This window comes from Enterococcus sp. E4-150, assembly GCF_035726465.1.
Classification (GTDB): Bacteria; Bacillota; Bacilli; order Lactobacillales; family Enterococcaceae; genus Enterococcus_B; species Enterococcus_B faecium.
This window is the reverse complement of record NZ_JAPRGK010000005.1, coordinates 81,217-102,722: the sequence shown is the minus strand read 5'-3', so window position 1 is coordinate 102,722 and position 21,506 is coordinate 81,217. Positions and strand designations below refer to the sequence as shown.

23 protein-coding genes, 1 tRNA gene and 1 riboswitch are annotated in these 21,506 nt (G+C 39.1%); of the genes, 17 read left to right on the top strand and 7 right to left on the bottom strand.

Annotated features, from left to right (window positions below; all coding sequences use genetic code 11):
- Nucleotides 1-101 precede the first annotated feature (101 nt).
- Entirely contained in the window at nt 102-473 is a 372-nt protein-coding gene (gene gloA / locus OZ002_RS06170; protein WP_002295115.1) for a lactoylglutathione lyase, read from the bottom strand.
- Between the two features lie 133 nt (nt 474-606).
- Between gloA and OZ002_RS06165 the strand changes: the two genes are divergently transcribed.
- The gene (locus tag OZ002_RS06165; RefSeq protein WP_002295117.1) at nt 607-1,050 is read left to right on the top strand and encodes an NUDIX domain-containing protein; all 444 of its coding nucleotides are present in this window, start codon (nt 607-609) and stop codon (nt 1,048-1,050) included.
- 42 nt (nt 1,051-1,092) lie between these two features.
- Here the strand turns inward: OZ002_RS06165 and yidA are convergent, their stop codons facing one another.
- The 3 genes from yidA to OZ002_RS06150 are packed head-to-tail and all read right to left on the bottom strand — an operon-like array spanning nt 1,093 to nt 4,102.
- On the bottom strand, nt 1,093-1,902 hold the full coding sequence (yidA, locus tag OZ002_RS06160; RefSeq protein ID WP_002295119.1) for a sugar-phosphatase: 810 nt from the start codon (nt 1,900-1,902) through the stop codon (nt 1,093-1,095).
- 18 nt (nt 1,903-1,920) lie between these two features.
- Nucleotides 1,921-3,288, bottom strand: coding sequence for an HD domain-containing protein (locus OZ002_RS06155; RefSeq protein WP_002295121.1), 1,368 nt, complete (start codon nt 3,286-3,288; stop codon nt 1,921-1,923).
- Complete coding sequence (locus tag OZ002_RS06150) at nt 3,272-4,102, bottom strand: lipoate--protein ligase family protein (protein WP_002295123.1); 831 nt, start codon at nt 4,100-4,102, stop codon at nt 3,272-3,274. Before OZ002_RS06150 ends, OZ002_RS06155 begins: the two co-directional genes overlap by 17 nt.
- 162 nt (nt 4,103-4,264) lie before the next feature.
- Between OZ002_RS06150 and OZ002_RS06145 the strand changes: the two genes are divergently transcribed.
- The 5 genes from OZ002_RS06145 (at nt 4,265) to OZ002_RS06125 (ending at nt 7,980) form a co-directional block, all read left to right on the top strand.
- Nucleotides 4,265-4,702: a DUF1934 domain-containing protein gene (locus OZ002_RS06145; protein ID WP_002295125.1), complete on the top strand. Its 438-nt coding sequence runs from the start codon at nt 4,265-4,267 to the stop codon at nt 4,700-4,702.
- Between the two features lie 75 nt (nt 4,703-4,777).
- Complete coding sequence (gene rpoE, locus OZ002_RS06140) at nt 4,778-5,398, top strand: DNA-directed RNA polymerase subunit delta (protein ID WP_002292825.1); 621 nt, start codon at nt 4,778-4,780, stop codon at nt 5,396-5,398.
- 188 nt (nt 5,399-5,586) lie between these two features.
- Nucleotides 5,587-6,093 (top strand): RNA polymerase sigma factor, encoded by a 507-nt coding sequence (locus OZ002_RS06135; protein ID WP_002295126.1) that lies wholly within the window; start codon nt 5,587-5,589, stop codon nt 6,091-6,093.
- Nucleotides 6,094-6,109: 16 nt separating this feature from the next.
- Nucleotides 6,110-7,009 carry an RsiV family protein gene (locus OZ002_RS06130; protein WP_002296447.1) on the top strand — a complete coding sequence of 300 codons (900 nt, stop codon included), beginning with the start codon at nt 6,110-6,112 and terminating at the stop codon, nt 7,007-7,009.
- Between the two features lie 86 nt (nt 7,010-7,095).
- Nucleotides 7,096-7,980, top strand: a complete 885-nt coding sequence (locus OZ002_RS06125; RefSeq protein ID WP_002295129.1) for a polysaccharide deacetylase family protein — start codon at nt 7,096-7,098, stop codon at nt 7,978-7,980.
- Between the two features lie 191 nt (nt 7,981-8,171).
- Here the strand turns inward: OZ002_RS06125 and OZ002_RS06120 are convergent.
- Nucleotides 8,172-8,243 (bottom strand) — tRNA-Arg (locus tag OZ002_RS06120).
- A 59-nt stretch (nt 8,244-8,302) separates the two neighbouring features.
- Here OZ002_RS06120 and rpoN point away from each other — a divergent pair.
- The 7 genes from rpoN to OZ002_RS06085 all read left to right on the top strand — a co-directional run bounded on the left by rpoN (nt 8,303) and on the right by OZ002_RS06085 (nt 17,031).
- Nucleotides 8,303-9,637, top strand: a complete 1,335-nt coding sequence (gene rpoN, locus OZ002_RS06115; RefSeq protein ID WP_002295132.1) for an RNA polymerase factor sigma-54 — start codon at nt 8,303-8,305, stop codon at nt 9,635-9,637.
- 148 nt (nt 9,638-9,785) lie between these two features.
- The gene (locus OZ002_RS06110) at nt 9,786-10,877 is read left to right on the top strand and encodes a sugar-binding transcriptional regulator (RefSeq protein WP_002321448.1); all 1,092 of its coding nucleotides are present in this window, start codon (nt 9,786-9,788) and stop codon (nt 10,875-10,877) included.
- 40 nt (nt 10,878-10,917) lie between these two features.
- Nucleotides 10,918-11,919, top strand: a complete 1,002-nt coding sequence (gene gap / locus OZ002_RS06105; RefSeq protein ID WP_002292818.1) for a type I glyceraldehyde-3-phosphate dehydrogenase — start codon at nt 10,918-10,920, stop codon at nt 11,917-11,919.
- Nucleotides 11,920-12,028: 109 nt separating this feature from the next.
- The gene (locus OZ002_RS06100; protein WP_002295135.1) at nt 12,029-13,219 is read left to right on the top strand and encodes a phosphoglycerate kinase; all 1,191 of its coding nucleotides are present in this window, start codon (nt 12,029-12,031) and stop codon (nt 13,217-13,219) included.
- A gap of 103 nt (nt 13,220-13,322) precedes the next feature.
- Nucleotides 13,323-14,078, top strand: a complete 756-nt coding sequence (gene tpiA, locus OZ002_RS06095; protein ID WP_002292815.1) for a triose-phosphate isomerase — start codon at nt 13,323-13,325, stop codon at nt 14,076-14,078.
- Nucleotides 14,079-14,193: 115 nt separating this feature from the next.
- Nucleotides 14,194-15,492 carry a phosphopyruvate hydratase gene (gene eno / locus OZ002_RS06090; protein WP_002292812.1) on the top strand — a complete coding sequence of 433 codons (1,299 nt, stop codon included), beginning with the start codon at nt 14,194-14,196 and terminating at the stop codon, nt 15,490-15,492.
- A gap of 399 nt (nt 15,493-15,891) precedes the next feature.
- Nucleotides 15,892-17,031, top strand: a complete 1,140-nt coding sequence (locus tag OZ002_RS06085; RefSeq protein WP_002295137.1) for an ArgE/DapE family deacylase — start codon at nt 15,892-15,894, stop codon at nt 17,029-17,031.
- Nucleotides 17,032-17,097: 66 nt separating this feature from the next.
- On the opposite strand, the gene OZ002_RS06080 is transcribed toward OZ002_RS06085, so the two are convergent.
- Entirely contained in the window at nt 17,098-17,673 is a 576-nt protein-coding gene (locus tag OZ002_RS06080) for an ECF transporter S component (protein WP_002289479.1), read from the bottom strand.
- Between the two features lie 4 nt (nt 17,674-17,677).
- Nucleotides 17,678-18,652 carry a nucleoside hydrolase gene (locus OZ002_RS06075; protein ID WP_002296444.1) on the bottom strand — a complete coding sequence of 325 codons (975 nt, stop codon included), beginning with the start codon at nt 18,650-18,652 and terminating at the stop codon, nt 17,678-17,680.
- Between the two features lie 23 nt (nt 18,653-18,675).
- Nucleotides 18,676-18,720, bottom strand: a riboswitch (PreQ1 riboswitch).
- A gap of 214 nt (nt 18,721-18,934) precedes the next feature.
- Between OZ002_RS06075 and OZ002_RS06070 the strand changes: the two genes are divergently transcribed.
- From OZ002_RS06070 to OZ002_RS06055, 4 genes are all read left to right on the top strand, one after another.
- A complete protein-coding gene (locus tag OZ002_RS06070; protein WP_002289477.1) occupies nt 18,935-19,903 on the top strand; it encodes an alpha/beta hydrolase in 969 nt (322 codons plus the stop codon).
- 112 nt (nt 19,904-20,015) lie between these two features.
- Nucleotides 20,016-20,294 (top strand): GNAT family N-acetyltransferase, encoded by a 279-nt coding sequence (locus OZ002_RS06065; protein WP_002296443.1) that lies wholly within the window; start codon nt 20,016-20,018, stop codon nt 20,292-20,294.
- Between the two features lie 117 nt (nt 20,295-20,411).
- On the top strand, nt 20,412-20,648 hold the full coding sequence (gene secG, locus OZ002_RS06060; protein WP_002289017.1) for a preprotein translocase subunit SecG: 237 nt from the start codon (nt 20,412-20,414) through the stop codon (nt 20,646-20,648).
- A gap of 102 nt (nt 20,649-20,750) precedes the next feature.
- A complete protein-coding gene (locus tag OZ002_RS06055) occupies nt 20,751-21,506 on the top strand; it encodes an alpha/beta hydrolase (RefSeq protein WP_002304573.1) in 756 nt (251 codons plus the stop codon).

Here is a 21,506-nt window from a genome sequence, read left to right as displayed (position 1 = left end):
AAAAAGACGCAAACTTTTTCAATTTAATGAAAAGTTTGCGTCTCATTTTAATTATTGGTGTTTGTTTTTTATTCAATCAAGAGTAAAATGCCCCATACTAACTATCCTCGGATGACTTCGATTTTATAACCATCAGGGTCAATGACAAAGTAGTAAGAAGGCGCAGTGCCAGGTAATCCTTTTAAGTCAGTAATCTCAAGACCAGCAGCTTTATGTTGCTCGTGTAATTTTTCTAGATCATCAGCTGCTATAGCGATATGACCATAGCCGTCTCCTAGATCATACGCACCATGATCATAGTTGTAAGTCAACTCTAATTCATAGTCATCCCCAGGAAGTGTCAAATAAACAAGTGTAAATTTGTTTTCTGGAAAATCACGGCGGCGGCTTTCTTCAAAACCAAATGCCTTTTGATAAAATTCGATTGATGCTTCAAGATCTTTCACTCGAACACATGTGTGAGCCATTTTCATAGATTCATCTCTCCTTTTCCTTTTACTCAATCATAACAAAAAGAAGTAAGGAAATAGTTGATTTGTGCTTGTTCATGAGAAATTTCTCATGTAAAATGGATAGAAAATAAAACTGTTAAGGTGGAAACTATTCATGGATAAACCAATTTTTGGTGAAAAAAAGCAATTTGCTGATTATCAAACCCGTTATGCAGCATATATTGTCATAGAAAGAGATCAGCAGATTGCAGTAATCGAGGCTCCAAATGGTGCTTTTTTTCTTCCTGGCGGGGAAATTGAAGGAGAAGAGACGAAAGAAGAAGCGATTGTCCGTGAGCTGATAGAAGAAATGGGAATTGTGGCAGAAATTTCTTCTTATCTGGGAGAAGCTGATGAGTATTTTTACTCGAATTATCGTGCAACTTATTATTATAATCCAGGATATTTCTTTGTTGCTGATTCTTGGAAGCGTATAGGAGAACCAACTGAAAAGACCAATAAAATTTGGTGGGTGAGCCCTCAAGAAGCGCTTGTGAAATTGAAACGTGGTAGCCACCGATGGGCAGTCGAGAGATGGATCGAAAAAAATAAAAACTGAAAGAAAGCGAGTAGATCAGCTTTCTCTCAGTTTTTTTATTTATTACAGTACATATTTTTTGATTGCTTCAGCTACACCGTGCTCGTCGTTTGATGAAGTGATGACATTTGCTGCTTCTTTGACAAGAGAAACGGCATTTCCCATTGCTACTCCTAGACCAGCATATTCAATCATGGATAAGTCGTTCTCGTTATCTCCGATAGCCATGATTTCATCTTGATCAATACCAAGGTGCTGTGCGAGATTCGCAACTGCCGCACCTTTACTTGCTTCTTTATTTAGTACTTCGAAGTAATAGGGCGCACTTTTGACCGTTGTGTATTTATCACGGAAAGTTTGCGGTAAACGCGCAATTGCTGCATCTAAAATTTCTGGTTCGTCGATCATCATCATTTTGACGATGTTCATGTCTGGTGTCATTTCTTCAGGTGTTCGATATTTTAGCGGCATCTTGACTAAACTTGCTTCGTGGATCGTATAAGCGCTGATATCTCGATTAGGCGTGTAGATCGCTTTGTCATCGATCGAATGGAGATGACTGCCGACACGGCGTGCCATCACTTCGATCTCTAGGAAATCTTCATGTGTCAGTCCGTGACGGGCGATGATTTTACCTGATTTCGTTTGTTGTACGAGTGCCCCGTTATAAGTAATAACGTAATCATTATCTTGAAAAAGGTTCAACTCGTTTAACTGTTCCTGGACACCTGGTAAGGGACGGCCAGTGCATAAAACGATCGAAACACCTTTTGCAACAGCAGCGGCAATCGCTTCTTTTACTTCTTTTGTTACTTCTCTTTTCTCATTTAATAAAGTACCATCGATGTCGATAGCGACTAGTTTGATAGACATAATTTCCTCCAATATATTTTAATTTATTTCAATCAATGCGCCATTACGGATATGGCTGGCAAATTCTTGATAAGTTTCGTCAAATAAATCATAATGATCACGCAAGGACGGATCAACCATTTCTTTTGGAAAGAAAAATCGCTCATCTCCTTGTTCTTGTCCCGCTAATGCAGCAACAAGCTGACTAACCTGTGATAATTCTATCAAAGTTCCGTCATTTCGCAAAATCTCGATTTGTGTGCGATGTCTGCCTTGTTCTGGGCGATAAAAATCATAAGGTAGATCGTAGCTAGAATTCACAGCAGTGTAATAAACAGGATTATATCCGACCTTTTCTACTAACAAAGTGAGTTCTTGGACTAATTTTGAATCCCGGTTGCCAGAAAAAGTAGCAGATTTCAGTGGTTTACGATTCAAAAAACGTTTAGCTAAATCATTTAAAATAGGATCAGCAGATTCAGACCATTGAGTAAAGTAAGTGCCCAAGACCCCATCATCAAGTTTGAGGTATTCTTCTAAAGTAAAGCTTCCGTCAAGAAATGGCAGAAGTAATTGAGAATGGAGTTCAAAACTGCTGGCATCTTCTTGATACAACTCGTGTGCGCGATGAAGCAGATGCTCCAAAATTACTTCCATACCACGGGAAACAGGATGGAAGTACACTTGCACATACATTTGATATCGGCTAACGATATAATCTTCCACTGCATGCATGCCACTCATGGAAAAAGCGATCCCGCCTTCATAAGGACGAATCACACGTAATATTCGGGTAAGATCAAATGTTCCATATTCTGTTCCAGTGAAATAAGCATCCCGAAGCAAATAGTCCATTCGATCTGCATCGATCTGACTAGAAATCATTTGGACAACTTGTGGGTTGGGGTAAGTTTTTTGGATCACACTAGCTACCTTTTCAGGAAAACCTTCTTCTACTCGGTTAAGAATCTGATACACTTCTGTTTCTGGAGAAGTGATGATCTCTACAGTGATGGCTTCATGATTCGTATGGAAGATATGTTCAAATGTATGAGAGTAAGGACCATGACCGACATCATGCAACAGTGCCGCACATAAAGTCACCAGCCGTTCCTGATCATCCCAGCCTCCGTTGCCTATTTTTTCTTTTGAAAAATTTCGAGAAAAGATATCGCAGATTCGTCTTGAAATCTCATAAACGCCTAATGAATGAGTAAAACGGCTATGTTCTGCTCCGTGAAAAGTGAAAGAAGAAGTGCCTAATTGTTTAATGCGTCGTAGACGTTGGACTTCTTTCGAATTGATCAAATCTAAGATTACTTGATGCTGGACATGGATATAGTTATGGACTGGATCACGAAAAACTTTTTCCATAGGCAGCATTTGATATTTATAAGGGGTTGTCATAATGTAGCTCCTTTATGTTATTACGTTGTTCCATTCTCTGGATTTGGTTGTTCCATTGCTCCAGCTGGATTTCTTTTTTTAGCCAGTCGGTAGAATCCTGTAAATCACTTGCAGAATACAGCTTTTCAAAAGCTTTTGCAAATGCTTCTTTGACTTCTTTTACAAAAAGGGGTTGGTCAAGCAGTTCTTCAAGTGTTGCCATTGTAGCAGGATCCACTGCAGGATAGCCATTTGTACCAAAGTCTTCTTTTAAAGCAGATTGATAAAATCGCTTCATGACTTGCCCGCGTTTTTCCTGATTACCGTTGACACTTAAGTACATCATAACAGAAATCCCATTTTTGATCCGACGCTGAGCGATACCGGCAAATTTTTTGCCATGGATGCTTAAATCATAAGTTCCAGGACAATAAGAATGGGTGATTTCGAATGCTTGTATCGGTGCCTTTGGAAAAGCGTATTTAGTCAATAGGAGCATTTGCTCGTAAGCGTCATCTATGGTTATTTTTTTTGTGTCACTTTGGGGGAAAATCAAAGAAATATTCAAAATTCCTTCATCTGATACGATCCCTAATCCACCTGAATTTCTGATCACTGGAGCGTAACCTGCATCTTTCAGTGTTTGGATCCCGTCACTTAGAAAAGGAGTTCGAACATCCTTCATACCTAAGATGACTGTGCAGTCATATTGCCAGAAATGTAAAAAGATTTGCTGGTGTTCTTTAGAATATTCCGTTAATATATCTGTTAATGCAAAAGGGGAAAAGTCGTTTTTTTGATAAATGTGCTGATCTAGTCGAATCGCAGGGTTCATTCAACCGGCTCCTTTGTATAAATTCATATTTTCTACAATATTATACTCTAAAATCAAAGAGTTGTTTTGGAAAAAAGGTTTTCTGTAAAAATGGACAAGTTGGTTGACAAAACAAAAGAAACTAGGAACAATGTAGCTATGAGAAGTAAAGGAGAATGAATAATGGAATTATCACAAGGAACACCGATTTCAATCAAATTGCGTACAAAAGTAAAACAGCAAGGGGAAGTGCAAGATTTTTATTTTGATTTGAAAGGGCAAATGGTGACAATTGGCGATACGCTGTACATACGTTATAAAGAGATTCAGGAGGAGACGGGCGATGAGATTCCTGTAACGATCAAATTAGTTCCAGATGGTCATGTACAGCTGATCCGTGCAGGAGAAATGCGGATGCGTTTGAAATTTGGCTATAAAGAACGGTTAGAAACATCCTATCGAACACCATACGGTATGATCCAGATTGCTACTTTTACGAAAGAACTGCATGTTAGTTTGAAAGACCGTCCCACAGCAGGGAAGGTTCGAATCGATTATGATCTGTTCATGGGACCGGAAAAAATCGGCGAATATTATTTGACCTTGGATTTTACAGCGTAAATATAAAAGAAAAGTTTGATTTTTTGTGTCTGATTTTGTATGATAAGGAGTAGACTGTGAAAGGACGTGTCCTGATTGGAAATTAGTGTATTTGAAGGTGCAAACAAAAGCGAATTATCAATGATCGAAGTAGCACACGCGATCTTAGAACAACGTGGCGATGTCATGGATTTTTCTGATTTAGCTAACCAGATCCAAAACTATCTTGGGAAATCAGACAGTGAAATTCGTGATTCACTCGCACAATTTTATACTGACTTGAATATTGACGGCAGCTTTATCTCATTAGGGGATAATCGTTGGGGCTTGCGTTCATGGTATGCTATCGATTCGATCGATGAAGAAGTAAACCATGGAATGGACGAAGAGGATGAAGATACTCCACGTCGCCGTAAACGCAAGAAAGTCAACGCCTTTATCAATGATGATGAAGACGCGATCGATTACAATGACGATGACCCAGAAGATACAGATCTGACAGAAGAAGATGACGATGATCTGTTTGATGACGATGATGATGAAGATGAAGAAATCGCTGCTTATAATTCTGACTTGCAAGAAATCGGAGCAGATGACCCGACAGATGATGAAGAAGACTTGCCAGGAAATATCGAAGAAGATTTAAGTATCATAGACGAAGACGATGATGATGAAGATTATGAAGAGGAAGAATTTTCTGACTCTGAAAAAGAATAAACATTATTTTCTTACGAGAGGTTGTGACAGAGACGATCAGCCTATCAGAATAAGGAGGTGTGACACGATTTTTGTCACACCTTCTTTTTTGTATATAAAAATCCCAAGTAAATACATAAAAAATAAAAAAATTGAAACTTTTAGCGCACCTTGTACGTCATATTAAGTGAGGCAGAAAGGAGTGGAGAATGATTTTTACTGGATATAAGAAAAAACGGCAGATCGAAAAATACCGTCACCTGCTGAATGGACTCATCGAAACTGATTATCAAAAAATGTTCCGTATCACGATGAATTACGTACATGATAAAGAAGAGGCCTTAGATGTGATGCAAGATAGTTTTCATAAAGCCCTGAACTATTTTGAAAAAGAAAAAGAGATCGAGCATTTTAGTGCATGGTTTTATCGGATATTGATCCGCACGGCATTAGATAGTTGGCGCAGACAAAAAAGGACGCCTGTGGACTTATTTGAAATTCAAGATATCCCCCAACAGTTACCTTTAGAAACTTCCGTTGCAGAGCTCCATATGATTTTAGATAAAATAGACAGTCCGGAAAAAGAGATTCTGATCCTCTACTTTTTTGAAGGATTTCGTTTGAAAGAAATTGCGACTATCTTGGATATGAATGAAAACACAGTTAAAACGAAAATGTACCGCTCATTGAATGCTTTACGTCAAATCCTAGAATGAAGGAGAGAAGAGTGCCATGTATTCCCAAAAAGAAAATTTAAAAAAACTAAAGAAAACTTATAAAGAACAAGCAATTCCCAAAGGGCTTAAAGAGGAGATCCGCCAGCGTTTTATTATCGAAGAGCAATCATTTATAAAAGCAAAGCGGAGAAAGAGACGTCTCCAAGGGTTCGGAGTATCTTTGGCTATCGTAATGATTACAACAAGTAGCCTTCTTTTTAATAGTCAAGTTCGAAGCTTTGCAGAAGATTTACCCATCTTAGGATCAGTCATTGAATTGATCTTAGGCGAACGCTTTACTGATCGATCTGAAAAAATCGATATTCAGGTACCGAAGATCAATACACAAAATGAGAAAGAAAATAAAACAATTCATGGATTAAATCAAAAATACTTTCGCGAAGGACAAGCAGATTTTGAAAAAGCTGAAAAAGAATATGGAAATTTTGAAACGGATCATTACCAAGTTTTGGGAGATTATCAGAAAATCGTAGACGATAACCGGTTTCTCGTGATTGAAAGGCAGATCACCCAAACAGCAGCAGATAGCCATGTTGAAAAAAGATACGACACAATCGACAAGAAAAACAGTGTCCAGCTCTCACTTCCACTTTTATTCAAAGATGACACCTATCTATCTGTTTTGACAAAAGAAGTCAAACGGCAGATGGCCGAACAAGTCAAGGAAGATCCATCTAAGTACTATTGGACTGAGCAAGATATTCAAGAAGGGACGATAGAAAAACCAACACTTGTTACGCCTACACGAAGTTTTTATTTGAACAAAGAGCATCAATTAGTTTTGACTTTTTCTCAATACGAAATTGCTCCTGGTTATATGGGTACACCAGAATTTGTCATTCCTAAGTCCGTGACAAAAACGATTTTGGCATCGGAAGATTATTTGGATCATTAGACGAGAAGTAGTTGCGACTAGCAGTTTCAATTTTCAAGTAAGTACAAGTAAATAATAAGAAGAGAAAAAGAGAAAGAAGAGATATAGTGAAAAGAAATTATTTAGTTATCAGTATTATTGCTTTATCCGTGCTTTTGTTTTTCGAAATTACTTCGGTGGCCTCCTTGATCACCGAAGTAAAAGGACAAACACACTCTTCGGAGCATTCGTCACAATCTTTCAAACAATCAGAACAATCAACCATTAAAAGCCAATCAACTGAAACAGCTAACGTCAAAGAAGCCATTCAAGAATCAGCGGAAAAGGTACAAAGTCAGTCATCACAATCAACACAAGACAGTACAAAAACGAGCCGAGATCCGGCTGTCAAAAGCGTCGCAATCAGCTTTGATGATGGACCAGGAGCGACCACAACACCGCAGCTTCTGCGAATCTTAAAAGAAAAAAACGTGCATGCCACTTTTTTCGTCTTAGGAGAAAATACGGCGCAGCATCCTGAAATCGTGAAGCAGACAGCTGAAGCAGGGCACGAGATTGGCAATCACACATACGATCATCAGAATCTGGCCACTCTTTCTGCCCAGTCGATGACGGAGGAAGTGACGAAAGCAGACACTGAGATCAAAAAAGTCACTGGCAAAACCCCCACTTTTGTTCGTCCGCCCTATGGTTCTGTCACGAATGTAGGAGCAACGATCATCCAGCGACCGATCATCGAATGGTCTGTTGATTCAGAAGATTGGAAGACAAGAAATCCTGATTTGATTTTGCAGAAGATCCAAGCAACAGTATACGATGGGGCAATTATTTTATTCCATGATATCTATCCTGAAACGATTCGTGCCGTTCCTCAAGTGATCGATTATCTGAAAGAGCAAGGGTATCGCATCACGACAGTTGGGGATTTATTAGGGCATCCAACGGCTGTCGAGAACTATTATGGCAGAAACGATCATCGGCCAGTTCAGTAAGTGAGACAAGTATCTTTAATAAATAACACATTTTAATAAGTAGTTGAACACATAACTACCTTACTTGCAAAGGCTTAACAATATCTATACAGGTACAACAAAAAACTGTCCACCAATTTTCTTTGGCGGACAGTTTTCACTTAAAAATAAAGAAGCAACTATTCGTAAATTATGCTAAAATAGCAGTAGAACGCGTCCTGAGGGAATCGAACCCCCGTCTCAAGAACCGGAATCTTACGTGATATCCACTACACTAAGGACGCAAGCACTGGGATAATTGTAACTAAACAGATAAAAAATTACAAGGGGATTGGACAAAAAAATGAAATTTGAGCAAAATTTTTCACAAAAACAGCAGCAGACACAGAAACTAGCCATGACGCAACAGTTGCAACAGTCCATCCAAGTTTTACAATATAACAGTGAGGAGCTGTTGGCATTCGTTGAGAATCAAGCAATGGAAAATCCATTGGTGGAAGTTGTTGAGCCGGAATGGCAGCCAGATTACATAAAAGCTTCTTCATCTTCTTATGAAGGAGAAGAGACAAATTACCTAAATCAGATTCCTGATACAAAAGGGTCTTTATTTGATTCATTGATCGAACAAGTCCATTTGAATTACCGAGATACTTTTTTGAGGAAAATCGTTCTTTATCTTGTAGAATACATCGATTTGAACGGATTTTTGACGATTAGTTTAGAAGAAGCCGGAAAAGAGATTGGAGCTACGCCTATCCAAATGCTCGATGCGTTGACTCTGATTCAGCAATTAGAACCAGCTGGAGTAGGTGCACGTAGTTTGCAAGAATGTCTCATGCTTCAAACAGAACGAGATGATTATGCGCCGGAATTAGCTTATATCGTGTTGGAAGAATGTTTTGAGGAACTGGTGGAGCGAAAATGGAAAGAAATCGCACAACGTTTTTCTGTTGATCTACATGCTGTTCAGCAGATATTCGACTATTTACAAACGTTGAGTCCAAGCCCTGGCCGGATTTTCGACCGTAGCAGCGAATTGTACATTATTCCTGATGTCCGGGTATTAGTGGACGACGATAAAAATGTACAAGTTATCTCAAACCGAAAAAATCAGCCAAATATACGCTTTCAAGAGAGTTACTTCAAACAAATGTCACAACAAGCAGATAAAGAAACTGAAAATTATTTAAAAGAACGGAAACAGGAATTCGAATGGTTGAAGAAAACGATCCTACAACGTGGGGATACAATTTTGCGGGTTGCTCAAGTCATTGTTTCCCGGCAAAAAGCTTTCTTTATCGACAAGGAACGTCCAATCAAGCCTCTTACGTTAAAGGAAGTTGCAACTGAGATAGATGTGCATGAATCCACGGTCAGTCGTGCAGTCAACGGGAAATATTTGGAAACAGACTTCGGTGTATTTGAATTAAAAAAATTTTTCACTACACGAATTCCTACGAATAGTACAGAACAGACAGAAGACCTTTCAGCAGATACAGCGAAGAAAAAGCTGCAGGAATTAGTCGATCAAGAAGACAAAAACAAGCCGTTGTCTGACCAGAAATTGGTTGAATTGCTGAAAAAAGATGAGATAGCGATCTCAAGACGAACAGTAGCAAAATATCGTGATTTATTAGGAATCCCGAGTTCATCAAAAAGAAAACGTTATGATAACTAATCAGTCAAAAGACTAGAAAAAGTATTTCACTTTTTCTAGTCTTTTTAGTTGAAAAACGAGAGCAAAACTGTTAGACTTACAGTCGTGAGGTTGAGATTTCCCTTTATTGATGTGAAATTCGAATAGTTAATTTCTTTTTTTATCGTATATGGGTCGTTTTAAGTCTACATTGGACGTAAAGTGTCCAACTAAGGAGATCGCTATGCTGGATGAAATAAAAATGATTGAATCTGTTGCACCAGATATTATCGAAGTGTTGCAAGAACGCTATAAAATTTTACGAAATATCTATTGGATGCAGCCGATTGGACGTCGAAGTTTATCGGAAAGTATGGGGATCACAGAACGAGTATTGCGAACAGAAACAGATCTTTTGAAAAATCTGAATTTGATCGACACCTCAAAAAGCGGTATGACGCTGACAACTAAGGGCGAAGAAGTTTATCAAAGCCTTGAAAACTTCATGGATCAGCTTTTAGGTACGCATCAAACCGAACAACAGTTGGCAGAATATTTTGGTAACCAACGCTGTATCGTTGTTTCAGGAAACAGCGAAGAGCAGACCAAAGTGGCTGATGCATTCGGCGAAGCGCTGAGCGAAGCCCTAGACCGACTACTTCCAGAAGGCGAGAATATCATCGCTGTGATGGGAGGAACTACTATGGCTGTGGTAGCCGAACAATTGTCTAATCTGGAAAATAAGAAACGGCATAACCTGTTTGTCCCTGCAAGAGGCGGGATTGGTGAAGCGATAACTGTACAGGCAAATTCTGTCAGTGCAAGAATGGCTGCTAAAGCAAACGGTAACCACCGTGCACTTTATGTTCCGGAACAATTAAGTCTGGCAACTTACAATTCTTTACTCAATGAGCCATCTATCCAAGAAGTCTTAAACTTGATTAGTGAAGCGAATTGTGTTATTCATAGTATTGGGCGTGCATTACACATGGCAGCACGTCGTAAGATGACTGAAAAAGAATTAGTCATGCTGAAACAAGCAAATGCTGTTGCGGAATCTTTTGGCTACTTTTTCAATGAAAAAGGTGAAGTCGTTTATAAGGTCCCTAGAATCGGCATAGAATTGCAAGATTTGGAAAAAGTCCCGATCATCATGGCAATCGCGGGCGGAAAATCAAAAGCCAAAGCAATTCGAGCTTATATGAAAAATGCACCAAAACAAACGTGGCTCATCACTGATGAAGCTGCTGCAAATGAGATTTTAAAAGGGGTAACCCTTTAAAATAAATATTTTTTTGATTTTCATAAGGAGGAAATCTTAAATGACAGTTAAAGTAGGTATTAATGGTTTTGGACGTATTGGACGTCTAGCATTCCGTCGTATCCAAGATGTAGATGGAATCGAAGTAGTAGCAATCAACGACTTGACAGATGCTAAAATGTTGGCACACTTGTTAAAATACGACACAACTCAAGGACGTTTCAACGGAACAGTTGAAGTTCATGAAGGTTCATTCAACGTAAACGGAAAAGAAGTTAAAGTATTAGCTAACCGCAACCCAGAAGAATTACCATGGGGCGAACTAGGCGTAGATATCGTTCTAGAATGTACTGGTTTCTTCACTTCTAAATCAGCAGCTGAAAAACATTTAACAGCTGGTGCTAAACGCGTTGTTATCTCTGCTCCTGGCGGAAACGATGTTCCAACAATCGTTTATAACACAAACCACGAAACATTAACTGGTAAAGAAACAGTTATCTCAGGTGCTTCATGTACTACTAACTGTTTAGCTCCTATGGCTAAAACATTGAACGACAAATTTGGTGTTGTTGAAGGATTAATGACAACTATCCACGCTTACACAGGTGACCAAATGACTCTAGACGGACCTCATCCTAAAGGTGACTTCCGCCGTGCACGCGCTGCTGCTGCAAACATCGTTCCTAACTCAACAGGTGCTGCTAAAGCTATCGGTTTAGTAATTCCTGAATTGAACGGTAAATTAGACGGAGCTGCTCAACGTGTTCCTGTACCAACAGGTTCATTAACAGAATTAGTAACAGTTCTTGAAAAAGAAGTAACTGTTGACGAAATCAATGCAGCAATGAAAGAAGCTTCAAACGAATCTTACGGATACAACACAGACGAAATCGTTTCTTCAGATATCGTTGGTATGACTTACGGTTCATTATTTGATGCTACACAAACTAAAGTAATGACAGTTGGCGACAAACAATTAGTTAAAACTGTTGCTTGGTACGACAACGAAATGTCATACACTGCACAATTAGTACGTACTTTAGAATACTTCGCTAACTTATAAGATAGACAAACGTACAAGTGTAAATTATAGACATGTACATTTAAAAGCGGGGAAGCAATCGCGCTTCTTCCGCTTTTTTTGATAATAAGTTTATTCAGGAGGAAATAAAATGGCTAAGAAAACAGTGAAAGATATCGATTTAAAAGACAAAAAAGTTCTTGTCCGTGTTGACTTCAACGTTCCTTTGAAAGACGGCGTGATCACTGACGACACTCGTATCAAAGCAGCATTGCCAACAATCAACTACGTTCTAGAACAAGGCGGAAAAGCAATCCTTTTCTCTCACCTTGGACGTGTAAAAACAGAAGAAGATAAAGAAGGAAAATCTTTAGCTCCAGTTGCAAAACGTCTAGGCGAATTATTAGGTAAAGAAGTAACATTCGTACCTGAAACTCGCGGAGAACAATTAGAAGAAGCAATCCGCAACATGAATGACGGCGACGTTGTCGTATTCGAAAATACACGATTTGAAGATATTGACGGTAAAAAAGAAAGCAAAAATGATACAGAACTAGGTAAATACTGGGCTTCATTAGGCGATGTATTTGTTAACGATGCTTTCGGTACAGCTCACCGTGCACATGCTTCTAACGTAGGTATCGCTTCAACTGGTATCCCAACAGTTGCTGGATTCTTGATGGAAAAAGAAATCAAGTTCATCGGTGAAGCAGTAGAAGAACCAAAACGACCAATGATTGCAATCCTTGGTGGCGCAAAAGTTTCTGATAAAATCGGCGTAATCGAAAACTTGATTCCTAAAGCAGATAAAATCTTGATCGGTGGCGGAATGACTTACACATTCTACGAAGCAAAAGGAATCAAGATCGGTAACTCTCTAGTAGAAGCTGATAAAGTGGAACTAGCAAAAGAATTAATCGAAAAAGCAGGCGACAAACTTGTCTTGCCAATCGACAATGTCTGTGCACCAGAATTTTCAAATGATGTTGAAACACAAGTAATCGAAGGAGACATTCCTGATGGTTTGATGGCTTTAGACATCGGCCCAGCATCAGTAAAATTATTTGCTGATACATTACAAGGTGCAAAAACAGTTGTTTGGAACGGACCTATGGGTGTATTTGAAATGAGTAACTTTGCTAAAGGTACAATCGGTGTTTGTGAAGCAATCGCTAACTTAGAAGGCGCAACAACAATCATCGGTGGCGGAGACTCAGCCGCAGCAGCAGAACAATTAGGATTTGCTGACAAATTCACACACATCTCAACAGGTGGCGGCGCAAGCTTGGAATTGCTTGAAGGTAAAGAATTACCAGGACTAGCAGCAATCAACGATAAATAAACGACCAAGTTTGCTCAATTCTGACGAGTAATCGATCAAAAGGTGAAGGGAGTTTTCATGACTCCCTAGCCATTTTTCAATAAATTAAGGAGTGTGTTCCTCAATGCGTAAACCTATTATCGCAGGTAACTGGAAAATGAACAAAACTGCATCAGAAGCAAAAGAATTTGCTGAAGCAGTAAAAAACAAAATCCCTTCAAATGACAAAGTTGATTCAGTCATCGGATCTCCTGCATTATTCTTACAAGAATTAATGACATCAGCTGAAGGTACAGAACTAAAAATCTCAGCACAAAACTGCTACTGGGAAAACTCAGGTGCGTTCACTGGTGAAACTTCACCAGCAGCTCTTGCTGATCTAGGTGTTCATTATGTGATCATCGGACATTCAGAACGTCGTGAATATTTCCATGAAACAGACGAAGACATCAATAAAAAAGCGAAAGCTATCTTTGCAAATGGTATGACACCAATCCTATGCTGTGGCGAATCTTTAGAAACCTATGAAGCAGGCAAAACTGCTGAATGGATCGAAGGACAAATTACAGCTGGTTTAGCTGATCTTTCAGCTGAACAAGTGTCAAACATGGTTATTGCTTATGAACCAATCTGGGCAATCGGTACTGGTAAATCAGCTGACGCACAAATCGCTGACGAAATTTGTGGAGTTGTACGTCAAACAGTTGAAAAACTTTATGGAAAAGAAGTATCAGAAGCAGTTCGTATCCAATACGGCGGTTCTGTAAAACCAGAAAATATTGCTGAATACATGGCAAAAGAAAATGTTGACGGTGCTTTAGTCGGTGGCGCAAGCTTGCAAGCAGATTCATTCTTGTCATTGTTAGACGCTGTAAAATAATTGTTGAAAATTTGCGAAAAATGCAAGAAATGTTTGCACTAATGAGCAAAATTAACTAAAATCGTATATGAGGGAAATCCCTTAGGAAAAAACAAACTCAAAGGAGAGACAAAACATGTCAATTATTACTGATGTTTACGCTCGCGAGATCTTAGACTCACGTGGTAACCCAACAATCGAAGTAGAAGTATACACAGAAAGCGGAGCTTTTGGCCGCGGAATGGTTCCTTCAGGTGCTTCAACTGGTGAATACGAAGCAGTTGAATTACGTGACGGAGACAAAGCTCGTTATGGCGGTAAAGGTGTAACTAAAGCTGTCGACAACGTAAACAACATCATTGCTGAAGCAATCATTGGCTACGATGTTCGTGACCAAATGGCTATCGACAAAGCTATGATCGCTTTAGACGGAACTCCTAACAAAGGTAAATTAGGTGCGAACGCTATTTTAGGTGTTTCTATCGCTGTTGCACGTGCAGCTGCTGACTACCTAGAAGTACCTTTATACCACTACCTAGGCGGATTCAACACAAAAGTATTGCCAACACCAATGATGAACATCATCAACGGCGGATCACATGCTGATAACTCAATCGACTTCCAAGAATTCATGATCATGCCTGTTGGCGCTCCAACATTCAAAGAAGCTCTACGTATGGGTGCTGAAGTATTCCACGCATTAGCTTCAATCTTGAAAGCTCGCGGATTAGCAACTTCTGTTGGTGACGAAGGTGGATTTGCTCCAAACCTTGGTTCAAACGAAGAAGGTTTTGAAGTAATCATCGAAGCAATCGAAAAAGCTGGCTATGTACCTGGTAAAGACGTTGTTCTTGCTATGGATGCTGCTTCTTCAGAATTCTACGACAAAGAAAAAGGTGTTTACGTACTAGCTGATTCAGGCGAAGGCGAAAAAACAACTGACGAAATGATCAAATTCTACGAAGAATTAGTTTCTAAATATCCAATCATCTCAATCGAAGACGGATTAGACGAAAACGACTGGGACGGATTCAAGAAATTAACTGACGTATTAGGCGACAAAGTTCAATTAGTTGGTGACGACTTGTTCGTAACAAACACCCAAAAATTATCTGAAGGTATCGAAAAAGGAATTGCTAACTCAATCCTTATCAAAGTGAACCAAATCGGTACATTAACAGAAACTTTCGAAGCTATCGAAATGGCTAAAGAAGCTGGCTACACAGCAGTTGTATCTCACCGTTCTGGTGAAACAGAAGATTCAACAATCTCTGATATCGCTGTTGCAACAAACGCTGGCCAAATCAAAACTGGTTCTCTATCACGTACTGACCGTATTGCTAAATACAACCAATTACTACGTATCGAAGACCAACTTGGTGAAGTTGCAGAATACAAAGGTTTGAAATCTTTCTACAACTTAAAAAACAAATAATTCTTTTCTAATGAAGATACATGATCGACTATTGAAAGATAGTCGAGTATGATCACTTAGTTAAGTAATCGAACTCTCTACTTGCTGAAATATCAGCAGGTAGAGAGTTTTTTTTGCAACTAGCTTCTGTATATGATGTTTACAAAGAATGGTACAAGAAAAGATCATCCTTGAAAAAGGAAAGCTAACAATAACTAGCATCATATAAGAGCTTTTAAGGATAGAACAGTAGAATAGGAATCTATGAGCAAGTCCTCTCGTATAAATAAAATAGGAGGGAAGTAGCAGCATATTTTTCATAAAGTGGCTCTCTTTCTTCATTTTTACTTTGGTTGCTCCTATTTGAAAATTCGAGCACACTCAAATACAATAAAAAGAAATGGCAAGGGAGAGGATTAGATGAAAAAAGAAGAAAAAATCGCGATTTTACAAGAGATCATCCGAATTAAATCAGTGAATGGAAACGAAGGTGAAGTAGCAGCCTATTTGAATAAGCTTTTGGCAAAGCATGACATAACAGGAGAGATTGTTTCTTACAGAGATGGTAGAGATAATTTGATTGCTCGTTACCAAAAGGGCCAATCAGGAAAAGTGTTAGGCCTATCTGGGCATATGGATGTCGTGGCGGCTGGTGATGAATCGTCTTGGACCTATGCACCCTTTGCAGCAGAAATCCATGGGAACCGTTTGTACGGACGTGGTGCTACAGATATGAAGAGTGGCTTGGCAGCAATGGTGATTGCCATGATCGAACTGAAAGAGTCAGGAAAACCATTTAACGGAACAGTCAAATTATTAGCCACTGTCGGAGAAGAAGTGGGTGAACTAGGTGGGGAACAGCTCACGAAAGCAGGCTATGTAGATGACTTAGATGCCTTGATCATCGGAGAGCCAACCAATTACAGTTTGATGTATACGCACATGGGATCAATCAACTATACAGTCACCTCGCACGGAAAAGAAGCGCATAGCTCTATGCCAGACCAAGGTTATAATGCAATCAATCACCTAAATGAATTCATTACGAAAGCAAATGCTGAAATGAATCACCTCGCTGAAACAATCGAGAATCCTGTCCTAGGAAAAACAATCCATAATGTTACATTGATCAGTGGCGGGAATCAAGTCAACAGCATCCCAAGCCATGCGCAGCTCCAAGGGAACATTCGATCGATTCCAGAATACCCAAATGATAAAATCATTGCATTGCTGCAATCAATCGTCAATGAATTGAATCAAGAGACAGACTATCATTTGGAATTGATGATCGATTACAACAAAATACCTGTCAAAGCTGATCCAGATTCTCCTTTGATTCATTGCATTCAGCAACAATTCAGCCAGCCATTACCTTTAGTTGGAGCGGCAGCAACAACGGATGCAGCCGAATTTACGAAAGCTAACCATTCCTTCGACTTTGTCGTCTTTGGGCCTGGTGTCGTTACTTTGCCTCATCAAGTAGATGAGTATGTTGAAATCGATAATTATTTGGATATGATTGAAAAATATCAAGGAATTATTTTATCCTACTTAGCGTAAGATTTTTTTAATAAATGAAAAAACAGAGCCAGATTAGCATTATTTTGCTAATCCAGCTCTGTTTATTCAGCCTATTTTTCTTTTTGAATATATCAAGCGTTGTGGCAACATAGTGATGACTAATGAAACAACGACGATAGACAACAAACGATCAAGGTAGTCTGTACCTGCCTGTACCAAGATCACACTTGTTGTCTGACTTAAACCTAACCCATGTAATAGCTGAACGATCATACTGGATCCTGAGGAGGTGATCCCGCCAAATAACTGAACGGTAATGATCGAAGAAACGATCGTTCCAGGTACCGACAAAATCAAAGCGAGTAATAACAGTTTCAAGCTGTTTTTATCTTTGCCGAGATATCTTGGCAAAATCAATCCAGCAAGCAAGCCTGTGAGAATTTGGATTGGCGAATAATACAGAGAAAAAATATCTGTAGTCACTCCACTTAAAATACCGCTGGACAATCCTGTCAGCATTCCAGGTACAGGCCCAAGCAATGCACCAGCAAAAATCGTTCCGATAGAATCGAGATAGATTGGCAAACGAAGCCATAAAGCAATCGTTCCTCCAATATAATTGATCCCAATACACAAAGCCATCACTGTAAGTACGCGAGTTGCCATTTTGTTTTTATTCATTTTGTTAGCCCATCTTTAACCTTTCCAAATCTTTCATAATCGTTTCTTCTTGTGCATTTAAAAGAACGGTTAAAAACTTTCGGAAAAAAAGACGAGTATCTACTTTTGTCATAATTTTACTGTTAGCAGGTTTCTGCCAAAATTCATAACGATCAACCAATGTTTGTCCACGACTTATTCCTTGAGTTTCCACAGCAGTGAAGCTTTTGAAACCTTCACAGATGGCCCCCTCGATAAAATAAGCAACAGCTAACGGATCATTGATGACACATCCTAAAATTCTTTCTTGTTTCCAGTGGAAGTCAAAATAAAAACGAGTGATCGCTTTTAGATACTCTCCCTCTTCAGGATTCATTTGACAGCAGTATTCGAGGATAGTCGGTGTCAAGACGATTTCTCTTGTCACATCTAACCCAACCATTTCTATCGTTTGTTTGAGATTCTCGAATACATAAGAAGCTGCTTCAGGATCACACCAGTAATTGTATTCAGCAACTGGCGAACAGTTACCATGGCTTTTGTAAGTTCCACCCATCGAGACAAAACGATCCATATGTTTCCCAATATTTGGGTTGACTTTCAAAGCAAAAGCGATATTGGTCAAAGGACCCAAAGCAATGACTGATGTATTTGTCTTTTCTTTGAAATAATCAGCCAAAAAATCAACGGCATGGAGAGGTTCTGCCTGTTTTCTCAAGATCATCGGGAAATTTGTTTCCCCTAAACCATCCATACCATGAGTGTCTTGTGCACTGATGAAAGGTTGCTTCAAAGGTTTTTCCATTCCTTGATAAACAGGAATGTCTAAACGATCACAGCGTTCCAGGCATTTCAGCACATTCTGCGTACCTATATCTGCAGGGACATTCCCACAAACTACGGTAATAGCAACTACTTCGATATCAGGGGATTTGACAGCTAATGATAAAGCTAAAGTGTCGTCGATCCCTGGATCGCAATCAATAATTACTTTTCGCATTATTTCCAATCTCCTTTCTTTAGAGATACTTAGTTTTTTATTCTGGGAAGTTTCCGAACCAGTCCAAGACGAGCGTCTTGATTATAATGCACGAAATTAGTATACTGGCTTTTATTGCGAATGTAAATGCTCTCTTACAAGTAAATCTATTGAGGAGAACTTTAAGTAAATGATACAATGAAAAAAAAATGGAATTTACGTGTGCCGAAAATAAAGAATCCTATGGATCGGTACATTGGATAATAGTTAGATTATAGTTTGGCAGAAAGCGGCGGGTGTACAATGGTTATTTTTTATTTCATTCTTATTCTGATAATTATAGGGATCAGTTACCATTTTCTTTCTTATTTTTATGCAAAGAAATTAGTAAGAGCGGGAGTACAGAGAGGATATGACTGGTATGAAGACACTGGTCATCGTTTGATGGACCCTGCTGCAGTCACGTCAGTAGAAAAAAAACGACAAAAATTAGAAGAAGAGTGTGAAAGCTTTTGGGAGCAGGGAACACCCAAAACAATCAAAAGTTATGACGGGTTGAAACTAGCTGGTCAGATGTTCATCCATCCAAATAAGCAGAATAAATGGGTCATTTGCGTACATGATTACCGAAGCACAGGGAAAAGAGACATGTCTCATATAGGTAAAAGATATGCAGAGAAAGGATTCAACGTTCTTGTACCTGATTTACGTGCGCACGGAGAAAGTGAAGGAGAAATCATCGGAATGGGATGGCTAGATCGGCTAGATTTAATTGCCTGGATCCAACTCATCTTAGATGAACAGCCGAATGCGTCCATTATTTTACACGGCGGATCAATGGGAGCTTCTACGATCATGATGGCAAGTGGTGAAAAACTTCCATCAGCGGTCAAAGGATTTATTTTAGACAGCGGATATGTTTCTGTTTATGCAGAATTCCGATATATGTTAAGTAAAATCACTGTCTTTCCTAAAAAAATGGTCATGAGATATGCGAATCATTATGCCCAGAAATACGCCGGTTACTCCTTAAAGCAAGCATCAGCTACGAGACAGCTTGGCAGCAACCATCTGCCTTTATTGGTCATTCATGGTGAAAGAGATCATTTTGTCCCTACAGAAGCAGCGTACACGATTCAAAATGCTACGGCAGGGGATAAAGCACTGCTGCTTGTTCCAGAAGCAGAACACTTGGAAGCATCGATGAAAGATCCGAAAACCTATTGGACAGTGATTTTTTCATTTATTGAACAAAGAATAACGATGAATTAATTTTCTCTTCTTTTTTGTAAGTAATTCGAGGATAAATAATTGTTTATAGATCAGGAGACTGCTAAAATAAGGTAGGAATAAAAAAATATCAGTTATTTGAGGAGTGCGGCATATGGAAATCAAAGAAGAAAAAAATCGTCTTGCTTTATTCAATGATGAACAACAAGAGATCGGAGAAATGACATGGTCAGATGCGGGCCCAGACATCATGATCATTGACCATACATTTGTAGATCCAGCATATCGTGGTCAAAAGTTAGCTGAAAAGCTAGTGTATACTGGAGTAGAATTAGCAAGACGAGACGGGAAAAAGATCATTCCTTTATGCCCTTATGCAAAAAAAGAGTTTGAAAAGAAACCAGAATATCAAGACGTCTTACGTCAGTCATAAGAATAACAGCTGAAAGTTTTGAACTTTCAGCTGTTATTCCATTTATATAGAGTTGTCACGGACTTTTATCTATGATAAAGTTAAAGAGACGATATCTTTTGGGAAGGAGGCTGCGATATGTATAATTTAATTTTGGGAATCGTGATCGTTTTATCGATTGTTATGGTCATTGCGATTATGATGCAGCCAAGCAAGCAAAATAGTGCAGCGAGTGCATTTACCGGCGGTGCGGATCAACTATTCGGCAAACAAAAAGCTCGCGGCTTTGAAGCTGTCATGCAGCGATCAACTGCAGTTATGGGAGCTATCTGGATGATCTTATTATTTGTCCTAGCATATTTATCTTCGAAGTAGTTGAATAAGCCTCTCGCAAAACGGCGGGCGGCTTTTTTTATTGCAAAGAGAACGCTTAAGAAGAAGTTATGAAAGAAACTATGGTAAAATGAGGCGAAAGAGGTGAGACGAGTGAGACAATTACCAAAACCCCTTTATGCAAAACATGGAAAGCGAGCGGTTTTGCTGCTTCACGCTTACTCAGGAAGTCCAAACGATGTTCGAATGCTCGCACGATTTTTGGAAAAAGCAGATTATACAGTTTATGCGCCGCTTTTTAAAGGACACGGAACAATGGAGCCATATGATATTTTGCAAGAAAAAGCAGAAAGCTGGTGGGCAGACACTAAAAAAGCCATCCATTTTTTACAGTCTGAGCAGTTTTCTGATATTGCCGTATTAGGATTATCAATGGGCGGCATCTTTGCTGTACGAGCACTAGAAGAAGAATCAGTGATTGGCGGCGGTTTTTTCTGTTCGCCTTTGTCTCCTGTAAAAACAAACGTGCCTGAAAACTTTGAAAAATACGTACGTCAAGTGCTGAAGACAGCAGGTAAATCAGAGAAAGAAATCAATGAAAAAGCAGTTGCTTACCGCTCGTTAGCTGAACAACAATTAATGGATATACAAGATCAGGCAGCAATCGTAGAAAGTAGGTTGTCAGATATCCAACAGCCGATATTTTTAGCTCAAGCTGGGAAAGATGAAATGATCGACCCTAATGGCGTATTTGAAACTGCACGCAAGTTGAGCCGTCAGCGAGTGACACTTCAATGGTATCCTGAAAGTGGTCATGTGATTACAGTTGGTACAGCAAGACGCGAATTAGAAAAAGACGTCTTGGAATTTTTAGAAAAATTACCTTGGAATGAGGAATAA

Excerpts from the sequence above, each read along its gene's own strand:
- gloA (WP_002295115.1), bottom strand. The coding sequence starts at position 473 with ATGAAAATGGCTCACACATGTGTTCGAGTGAAAGATCTTGAAGCATCA.
- OZ002_RS06165 (WP_002295117.1), top strand. The coding sequence starts at position 607 with ATGGATAAACCAATTTTTGGTGAAAAAAAGCAATTTGCTGATTATCAA.
- yidA (WP_002295119.1), bottom strand. The coding sequence starts at position 1,902 with ATGTCTATCAAACTAGTCGCTATCGACATCGATGGTACTTTATTAAAT.
- OZ002_RS06155 (WP_002295121.1), bottom strand. The coding sequence starts at position 3,288 with ATGACAACCCCTTATAAATATCAAATGCTGCCTATGGAAAAAGTTTTT.
- OZ002_RS06150 (WP_002295123.1), bottom strand. The coding sequence starts at position 4,102 with ATGAACCCTGCGATTCGACTAGATCAGCACATTTATCAAAAAAACGAC.
- OZ002_RS06145 (WP_002295125.1), top strand. The coding sequence starts at position 4,265 with ATGGAATTATCACAAGGAACACCGATTTCAATCAAATTGCGTACAAAA.
- OZ002_RS06135 (WP_002295126.1), top strand. The coding sequence starts at position 5,587 with ATGATTTTTACTGGATATAAGAAAAAACGGCAGATCGAAAAATACCGT.
- OZ002_RS06130 (WP_002296447.1), top strand. The coding sequence starts at position 6,110 with ATGTATTCCCAAAAAGAAAATTTAAAAAAACTAAAGAAAACTTATAAA.
- rpoN (WP_002295132.1), top strand. The coding sequence starts at position 8,303 with ATGAAATTTGAGCAAAATTTTTCACAAAAACAGCAGCAGACACAGAAA.
- OZ002_RS06110 (WP_002321448.1), top strand. The coding sequence starts at position 9,786 with ATGGGTCGTTTTAAGTCTACATTGGACGTAAAGTGTCCAACTAAGGAG.
- gap (WP_002292818.1), top strand. The coding sequence starts at position 10,918 with ATGACAGTTAAAGTAGGTATTAATGGTTTTGGACGTATTGGACGTCTA.
- OZ002_RS06100 (WP_002295135.1), top strand. The coding sequence starts at position 12,029 with ATGGCTAAGAAAACAGTGAAAGATATCGATTTAAAAGACAAAAAAGTT.
- tpiA (WP_002292815.1), top strand. The coding sequence starts at position 13,323 with ATGCGTAAACCTATTATCGCAGGTAACTGGAAAATGAACAAAACTGCA.
- eno (WP_002292812.1), top strand. The coding sequence starts at position 14,194 with ATGTCAATTATTACTGATGTTTACGCTCGCGAGATCTTAGACTCACGT.
- OZ002_RS06085 (WP_002295137.1), top strand. The coding sequence starts at position 15,892 with ATGAAAAAAGAAGAAAAAATCGCGATTTTACAAGAGATCATCCGAATT.
- OZ002_RS06080 (WP_002289479.1), bottom strand. The coding sequence starts at position 17,673 with ATGAATAAAAACAAAATGGCAACTCGCGTACTTACAGTGATGGCTTTG.
- OZ002_RS06075 (WP_002296444.1), bottom strand. The coding sequence starts at position 18,652 with ATGCGAAAAGTAATTATTGATTGCGATCCAGGGATCGACGACACTTTA.
- OZ002_RS06070 (WP_002289477.1), top strand. The coding sequence starts at position 18,935 with ATGGTTATTTTTTATTTCATTCTTATTCTGATAATTATAGGGATCAGT.
- OZ002_RS06065 (WP_002296443.1), top strand. The coding sequence starts at position 20,016 with ATGGAAATCAAAGAAGAAAAAAATCGTCTTGCTTTATTCAATGATGAA.
- secG (WP_002289017.1), top strand. The coding sequence starts at position 20,412 with ATGTATAATTTAATTTTGGGAATCGTGATCGTTTTATCGATTGTTATG.